Source organism: Streptomyces sp. NPDC003036, assembly GCF_040611175.1.
Classification (GTDB): Bacteria; Actinomycetota; Actinomycetes; order Streptomycetales; family Streptomycetaceae; genus Streptomyces.
Genome location: NZ_JBEXNO010000051.1, coordinates 42376 through 49284 on the forward strand (window position 1 = coordinate 42376; position 6909 = coordinate 49284).

7 protein-coding genes and 1 pseudogene are annotated in these 6909 nt (G+C 72.4%); 2 read left to right on the forward strand and 6 right to left on the reverse strand.

Translation table 11 applies throughout. The features are described from left to right. Window positions 1–33: 33 nt before the first annotated feature. Genes ABZX67_RS29320 through ABZX67_RS29340 form a run of 5 tightly spaced genes read right to left on the reverse strand, consistent with a single transcriptional unit; the run spans window position 34 to window position 4423 of the window. Window positions 34–1479 carry a cytochrome P450 gene (locus tag ABZX67_RS29320; protein WP_355366346.1) on the reverse strand — a complete coding sequence of 482 codons (1446 nt, stop codon included), beginning with the start codon at window positions 1477–1479 and terminating at the stop codon, window positions 34–36. Next, on the reverse strand, window positions 1476–2138 hold the full coding sequence (locus tag ABZX67_RS29325; protein WP_355366349.1) for an ATP/GTP-binding protein: 663 nt from the start codon (window positions 2136–2138) through the stop codon (window positions 1476–1478). The genes ABZX67_RS29320 and ABZX67_RS29325 overlap by 4 nt, the downstream gene beginning before the upstream one ends. Further along, window positions 2119–2511 carry a DUF742 domain-containing protein gene (locus ABZX67_RS29330; protein ID WP_355366352.1) on the reverse strand — a complete coding sequence of 131 codons (393 nt, stop codon included), beginning with the start codon at window positions 2509–2511 and terminating at the stop codon, window positions 2119–2121. The genes ABZX67_RS29325 and ABZX67_RS29330 overlap by 20 nt, the downstream gene beginning before the upstream one ends. Continuing rightward, on the reverse strand, window positions 2508–2909 hold the full coding sequence (locus tag ABZX67_RS29335; protein WP_355366355.1) for a roadblock/LC7 domain-containing protein: 402 nt from the start codon (window positions 2907–2909) through the stop codon (window positions 2508–2510). Before ABZX67_RS29335 ends, ABZX67_RS29330 begins: the two co-directional genes overlap by 4 nt. After that, the gene (locus ABZX67_RS29340; RefSeq protein ID WP_355366358.1) at window positions 2906–4423 is read right to left on the reverse strand and encodes an ATP-binding protein; all 1518 of its coding nucleotides are present in this window, start codon (window positions 4421–4423) and stop codon (window positions 2906–2908) included. The genes ABZX67_RS29335 and ABZX67_RS29340 overlap by 4 nt, the downstream gene beginning before the upstream one ends. Window positions 4424–4617: 194 nt before the next feature. On the opposite strand from ABZX67_RS29340, the pseudogene ABZX67_RS29345 reads away from it, so the two are divergent. After that, window positions 4618–4740, forward strand: a pseudogene (locus ABZX67_RS29345) (cation transporter); the annotation flags it as partial. Here ABZX67_RS29345 and ABZX67_RS29350 read toward each other — a convergent pair. Next, on the reverse strand, window positions 4728–5432 hold the full coding sequence (locus tag ABZX67_RS29350) for an ester cyclase (protein ID WP_355366361.1): 705 nt from the start codon (window positions 5430–5432) through the stop codon (window positions 4728–4730). The pseudogene ABZX67_RS29345 and the gene ABZX67_RS29350 overlap by 13 nt on opposite strands. A 207-nt stretch (window positions 5433–5639) precedes the next feature. On the opposite strand from ABZX67_RS29350, the gene ABZX67_RS29355 reads away from it, so the two are divergent. Continuing rightward, window positions 5640–6749 carry a S1 family peptidase gene (locus ABZX67_RS29355; RefSeq protein WP_355366363.1) on the forward strand — a complete coding sequence of 370 codons (1110 nt, stop codon included), beginning with the start codon at window positions 5640–5642 and terminating at the stop codon, window positions 6747–6749. Window positions 6750–6909 lie beyond the last annotated feature (160 nt).

Below are 6909 nucleotides of genomic sequence, written 5' to 3' on the forward strand. Positions count from 1 at the left end.
TTCATCGCCGGTTATCGCCGGGTTGTCGCGGGGTTATCGCCGTGATCGGAAGAGCGGCCTCCACCACGGCGTACGGCCGGGACGGCCGCCGCCCTCCGCCGGGGCACCGGCGGGCGGCACCTCCACGGGAACCGCGTCCGGCAGCGGGCCGGGCCCCGTGGAGGCGAAGTCCGCGGCGGGCCTGCCCCCGGCCGGCCCCGCCGACGCGGGCGGCGTGAACCGCACGGGCAGCGCCTCCAGCCGCTTCGACAACCAGGACGCCCGCGACCGCAACTCGCCCTCGTCCACCGCCAGCCGGAGGTCCGGCAGCCTCGACAGCAGGGTGTCGATCCCGGTGTCCGCGATGGCCCGGCCGATGTCCTGCCCCGGGCACTCGTGCGGACCGCTGCTGAACGCCAGATGGGCCCGGTTGCCCTGGAGAGGGGCCGTCGGATCCGGCCGGATCGCCGGGTCGACGTTCCCGGCCGCGAGCCCCAGCAGCAGCATGTCTCCCGCCTGGATCCGCTGACCGCCGAGCACGGTGTCACCCGTCGCCCACCGGCCCGTGATCGCGGACAGGGGTGGATCGTCCCACAGCACCTGCTCCAGCGCGTCGGGCAGCGTCATGTGGCCGCCGGCCAGACTCGCGCGGAAGCGGCGGTCGGTGAGGACCAGGCGCAGGGTGTTGCCGATGAGGTTGACCGTCGTCTCGTTGGCGGCGACGAGCACCAGCCGCAGGTGCTCCATGACCTCGTCGTCGGAGAGCCCGGCGGGGTGGTCGAGGAGGCGGCTCGCGAAATCGTGCCCGGGGCTGGTCTTCTTGCGCTCGGCGAGGGTGCGCAGCGTCGTTACCACGAACTCGTTGCTGGCGAGGGCCGTTTCCGTGCCCTTCATCAGATCCAGCGCGGCGTCCACCAGGCGGGGACCGTACTCCTCCGGCATGCCCAGGAGCTGCGTCATCACCAGCATGGGCAGCTTCTCGGCGAAGTCGCCGATCAGATCGGCCTGCCCGGCCCCGGCGAAGGAGTCGACCAGCTGGTTCGTGTACCGGATGACGTAGCGGCGGATGCCCCGGCGGTCGAACTGGTCCAGGCCGTCCCGTACGGCCGAGCGCAGCCGGTCGTGTTCCTCGCCGTCGGCGAAGACGCAGATCGGCTGCCACTCCACCATGGGTCGCAGCGGGGAGTCGGCGGGAACGCGGTTCTCCCGGAACATGCGCCACAGCCGCGAGTCGTTCGAGAACCGCGACGGCGAGCGCATCACCTCGAGGTTCTCCCGGTGCCCCAGCACCAGCCAGGCCGGCAGGTCGCCGTGGAGCAGCACCGGCGCCACCGGGCCGTGCTCCTTGCGGAGCGCCTCGTACAGGGCTCCCGGGTCGGCTTCGGCGACCGGGCCGTACAGCCTGCGCAGCTGGTCGGGCGCCATGCCGTGCGCCGGGCAGCCCGGCGGCGGGGCCGGGAAGGAGCCGGTGGTGTCGGTGGCGGTGTGGGGCGTGGTCATGACGCCTCCTGTGTCGTGGCGAGGGTCTGGAGGTAGCGCATCAGCGTCACCAGGACGTCCTTGGCGGAGCCGCGCTCGCGCGCGTCGCACGGCAGGATCGGCACCGAGTACGGCAGGTCCAGCGCGGTGCGCAGCTCCTCCACCGGGTACGTCGGCGCGTCCGGGAAGGAGTTGACGGCCACCACGAACGGCACCCCGCGCTCCTCCAGCCGCCCGATCACGTCGAAGCTGACCTCCAGGCGGCGCGTGTCCACCAGCACCACCGCGCCCAGCGCGCCTTCGAACAGTCCGCGCCACAGGAACCAGAAGCGCTCCTGGCCCGGCGTGCCGAACAGGTAGAGCACCAGCTGGTCGTTGATGCTGATCCGGCCGAAGTCCATGGCGACCGTCGTCGACGTCTTGCCGCCGATCCCGGCGGTGTCGTCCACGCCCACCCCGGCCTGCGTCATCGTCTCCTCGGTCGTCAGCGGCCGGATCTCGCTGACCGAGCCGACCAGCGTCGTCTTGCCGACGCCGAAGCCGCCCACGATCACCACCTTCACGGCGGTGGTGGCCGTCGCGGGCAGCACGTCCTCGCTCCGCGGCCCGCGCGCGGGCGCGCCTGCCCGCTCGGGGCCGTACTGCTCAGAGCCGTACTGCTCAGAGCTTTTGAAGTCCATCGATCACTGCCTCAATCAACGCGCGGTCGGGGAGTCGGGCGGGTGGGACGGGGGCGCGGGCGACGACCCGGTTGTCGGCGACGAGGTCGCCGAGCAGGACGGTGACGACACTGACCGGGAGGCCCAGGTACGCGGAGATCTCGGCGACCGACAGCGGCGCCTGGCACAGCTGGACGATCGCCGCGTGCTCCGGCTGCATCCCGGGCCGCACGCCGGACCTGGCCACGATCAGGGTGACCAGGTCGAGGGAGGCGGCGGCCGCCGAGGCTCCGCTGCGGCCGCCCGTGATGACGTACAGCCGCTCGGGGCTCGTCTCCTCCCAGTCCGCGCCGGTGGTGCCGCCCTCGCCGCCTCCGCCGGCCGCGTCGCTCACTCGGCGTCCCGGCGCGGCGGACTGCTCAGGTGCTCTCCGATCCGCAGTACGAGGTCGCGCATGCGCTGACCCATCAGCCCGGCGTCGACGCCCTCGTCGGCGAGCACGGCGAGGTACGCGCCGGTGCCCGCCGCCATCAGGTAGAAGAAGCCGCCGTTCATCTCGATGACGACCAGCCGCATCCGGCCGTCGCTGCCCGGCAGTTCGGTGGCGACCGCGCCGGCCAGTGACTGGAGCCCGGCGCAGGCGGCGGCCAGCCGGTCCGCCGTGTCGTCGTCCGTGCCGTACTGGGCCATGCGCAGACCGTCGGCGGAGAGCACGACCACGTGCCTGGTCTGCGGCACGCCTTCCGCGAGGTCCTTGAGCATCCAGTCCATATTGGCCTGCTGCTTGATCATGGCTGAGTGTTCCCCTTGCTTGCGTCGGTGGGCTCCCCGGTCAGGCCGCTCTGGAACGCGGCCAGCCACATTCCGGGCTGCACCTGAGGTGAGGGCTCCTGGTCGGGAGCGGCGGTGGGCGTCGGCGTCGCCGACGCGGCGGGCGTGCCGGACGCGGCCGGTGCGGCGGGCGCGGCGGATGTGGCGGGCTTCTTGCGGCGTCGCTGCGGCAGCCCGTTCGCGGTGCGCGCGGTCACAACCGGCGTGTGGTCGTCCGCGACCGGGCCGGTGGCGGCGGCGCGCGCGGCGGAACCGGAGCCGGTGGCGGGATCGGCGGCCGGGCCCGGGAGGGCGGGCGCCTCCGGCACCGTCGTCCGCGGGACGGACGCGGCGCCGATGCCGTGGGCGAGGCCACTCGCCGAGGCCACGGTGGTGATCAGCTCCTGCGGCACCACCACGACGGCCCGGACACCGCCGTACGCGGACGGGCGCAGCGAGACCTGGAAGCCGTACGCCTGCGCCAGCCGGCCGACCACGGCGAGGCCGAGGCGCGGCGTCTCGCCGAGGTCGTTGACGTCGATGCCCTGCTGGGCCTGGCGCAGCATGCGCTCGGCGCGCTTGCGGGCCTCCTCGCTCATGGAGACGCCGCCGTCCTCGATCTCCACGGCGATGCCCGACTGCACCTCCACGGCGGTCAGGTGGACCTTGGTCTGCGGCGGCGAGTAGCGCGTGGCGTTGTCGAGGAGCTCGGCGAGCGCGTGGATCAGCGGCTCGACGGCCGGGCCGGTGACGGCGACCTCGGTGACGGAGTGCAGCTCGACGCGCTGGTAGTCCAGGATCCGGGACATGGCGCCGCGCAGCACGCTGTACAGCGGCACGGCCCGGCTCCACTGGCGGCCGGGGCGGGCGCCGCCGAGCACGGCGATGGAGTCGGCGAGCCGGCCGATCAGCGCGGTGCCGTGGTCGATGCGCAGCAGATCGCCGAAGACCTGGGGGTTGTTGCCGTGGCGGTCCTCCATCTGCCGGAGTTCCTGGGCCTGCTGGTGCACGATGGCCTGAACCCGGCGGGCGATGTTCACGAAGGCGCGCTGCGCGGACTCGCGCAGGTCCTCCTCGGCGACGACGGCGTCGACGACGACGCGTACGACCGCCTGGTGCTCCTCGGGCGCGGTGAGCGCGGCCAGCACGTCCTCGGGGAACTCGCCCCGGCGCAGCCGCTCGACGGCGTCCGGCAGCAGGGTTCCGGCCAGGTGCGCGGTCTCGGCGTTGCGCCGCGCCAGGGCGGTGTCGCGGGCGGCGACGGTGCGCTCCAGCTGTTCGATCACCCGCCCGCGGCGGGCCGCCTCCGCGCCCATGGCGGCGAGCGCGAGGGCGGCGACGGCGCCGATGACACCGACCGGTACGCGCGCCGGGGCGGACACCAGAGCCACCGTGACACCTGCGGCGACGGCGGTCAGAGCGGCGGGCAGAAGCCACACGAAAGAGGCCGCGGACCGCGGGCTTCCACTTCCGGGCGACGATTCCTCACGGACCATCAGCACCCTCAAACCCATCGAACGAGAAAGATCATATGACGACGGGCGGGAGCATAACCCCTGGAAGTCAAGGGGATTGACGGCGGGTCAGGCCTTTGGCGCGATCTGTACGCGGCGGCTCGCCTCGGTGTGCAGCTGCGGCCATAACCGGAGGAAGCGACTCCGCCCCAATCGTCCGGACATGGGCTGGGCGCGGCCGGACCTGGGCGGACCCCGTCGCCGCGCTCGTCGTCACCGCCGTCGCGGCGAAGGAGGGCCGGGACGCCTGGCGCGGCGACGGATGCCGCACCCCCGTTCGGGACCCCTACCTCTCGTAGGGCTCGAAGACGCCGAGCTGCTGCATCAGTCCGAGGTCGTCGATGTTCCACCAGCTCTCGGCGATCTTGCCGTCCTTGCAGCGGAACGTCGCGTGGCCGGTGCCCGAGACGTCCCGGTTGGTGGCCTCCAGGCCCCGGTACTCGCCGATGTGGCGGCCCGTGTAGGACATCCGCATGCAGACCAGGTCACCCTCGGCGACCAGGCTGTCGATGGTGCAGGTCGGCGAGAACGCCTCCATGATCTCCCGGTTCTCCGCCTTCGCCTGCTCCAGGTCGACGTCGTACGACGACAGCGACGGATCGTGCTCCCGGTAGTCGGGGGAGCACAGCTCGTCCGCCGCTTCGGTGTTCCCGCGGTTGATGACCTCCTCGACGAACCGCTGCACCACGATCTTGTTGAGCTGCTGGTCCCCGAGCACATCGAGGTCCGTGAACGACGGCTCGCCGTCGCAGAGCTCCATCAGCTGCTGGTAGATCCGGTTGGTCTCCGGCAGGTTCGAGTTCTTCATCGCCTCCTCGTACGAGGGGAATTCCACGATCTCGACGACGTGCGTGCCGTCGGAGCGGTCCCGTCCGACGATCGAATGGGTGGCCGTCCGCTTACCCTCCGTCGCCTGGATCCACTGGTCCATCAAGCCGCGTAGTTCATCGACCCTGTCCGTCTTGAGGTCGATGACCTGGACGAATGACATGGTCCCTCCTGCCGCTCGGAACACTCGGGCACTTTCAGAATATGTCTGATATGCGGCAGATGTTCGGTCGAGTCGGCGGTCCGCCGGGAATCGGATCCTCCGCTCCCGCTGAACGCGACGGCTCCGCCGTCCGTACCCAGGGGCGGACGCGTCCCCCCGGTAGCCGGCCGGCATCCGGAGTCCGAACGATCCGCAGGAGCCACTGAGTTGACCCACAGGCGCATCACCAAGAGAAAAGCCGTCGTCGCAGGAGCCGCCGCCACCGGCGTCATCGCCGCGGCGATCCTGCTGCCCAACGCCAATGCCTCCCAGTCCGGACCCGGCTCCGAGACGGTCGTCCCGCAGAAGATGACCGCCGCCTCCGCCGCACGCCTCGCGAAGAAGCTGGGCGACCAGCTCGGGAACGCCTACGGTGGGGCGTACTACGACGCCGGGAAGCAGCAGCTCATCATCAACGTCGTCGGCGACGACAACGACATCGACGTCCAGGTGGCCCGGGCGGGCGCGGTCCCCCGTGAGGTGCGCAACAGCACCGCCGCGCTGAAGTCCGCCGCGCGCACCCTCACCAGCCGGGCCACCATCCCCGGCACCGCCTGGGCCGTCGACCCCCGTACCAACCAGGTCCTCGTCACGGCCGACCGCACCGTCACCGGCGACCGGTGGGAACGGCTGGAGACGACCGTGAAGTCGCTCGGCGACGGCGTCGCCCGCATCCAGAAGTCCAAGGGCGAGTTCAAGCCCTTCGCCGACGGCGGCGACGCCATCTTCGGCGGCGGCGCCCGCTGTTCGCTCGGCTTCAACGTCACCACGCAGCAGGGGCAGCGCGGCTTCCTGACGGCAGGGCACTGCGGGGTCGCGGCCGAGCGGTGGACGGACGAGAACGGCGCGCAGCTCGGCACCGTCCAGGCCGCCACCTTCCCCGGCGAGGGCGACTTCGCCCTGGTCACGTACGACGACCCCGGCGCGGACGCCGCGGACGTCGTCGACGTGGGCGGCGGGCAGAAGGTGCCGATCCGGGGCGCGGCCGAGGCGGCCGTCGGCCAGCAGGTGTTCCGCATGGGCAGCACCACCGGCCTGCGCGACGGACAGGTCACGGGCCTGAACGCGACGGTGAACTATCCGGAGGGAACGGTCACCGGCCTCATCCAGACCACCGTCTGCGCCGAACCGGGCGACAGCGGCGGCGCGCTGTTCACCCGCGACGGCGCCGCCATCGGCCTCACCTCGGGCGGCAGCGGAAACTGCGACGTCGGCGGGGAGACGTTCTTCCAGCCCGTCACGACCGCGCTGGCCGCGGTCGGCGCCCGCCTTCCGTGAGACGCGGCGCCCGTGCCCGTACGGTCAGGGCGGTGACAGCCGCAGCCGTACGGGCACGGAGGCCGCGGCGGCCGCGGCTCGTACGGGTCGTCAACGCGGAGCCGCCGGCCGGGCCGACGCCTCACGACGCGGTGGGCGGCACCCACGGTCTGGCGGGGCT

Excerpts from the sequence above, each read along its gene's own strand:
- ABZX67_RS29320 (WP_355366346.1), bottom strand. The coding sequence starts at position 1,479 with ATGACCACGCCCCACACCGCCACCGACACCACCGGCTCCTTCCCGGCC.
- ABZX67_RS29325 (WP_355366349.1), bottom strand. The coding sequence starts at position 2,138 with ATGGACTTCAAAAGCTCTGAGCAGTACGGCTCTGAGCAGTACGGCCCC.
- ABZX67_RS29335 (WP_355366355.1), bottom strand. The coding sequence starts at position 2,909 with ATGATCAAGCAGCAGGCCAATATGGACTGGATGCTCAAGGACCTCGCG.
- ABZX67_RS29340 (WP_355366358.1), bottom strand. The coding sequence starts at position 4,423 with ATGGTCCGTGAGGAATCGTCGCCCGGAAGTGGAAGCCCGCGGTCCGCG.
- ABZX67_RS29350 (WP_355366361.1), bottom strand. The coding sequence starts at position 5,432 with ATGTCATTCGTCCAGGTCATCGACCTCAAGACGGACAGGGTCGATGAA.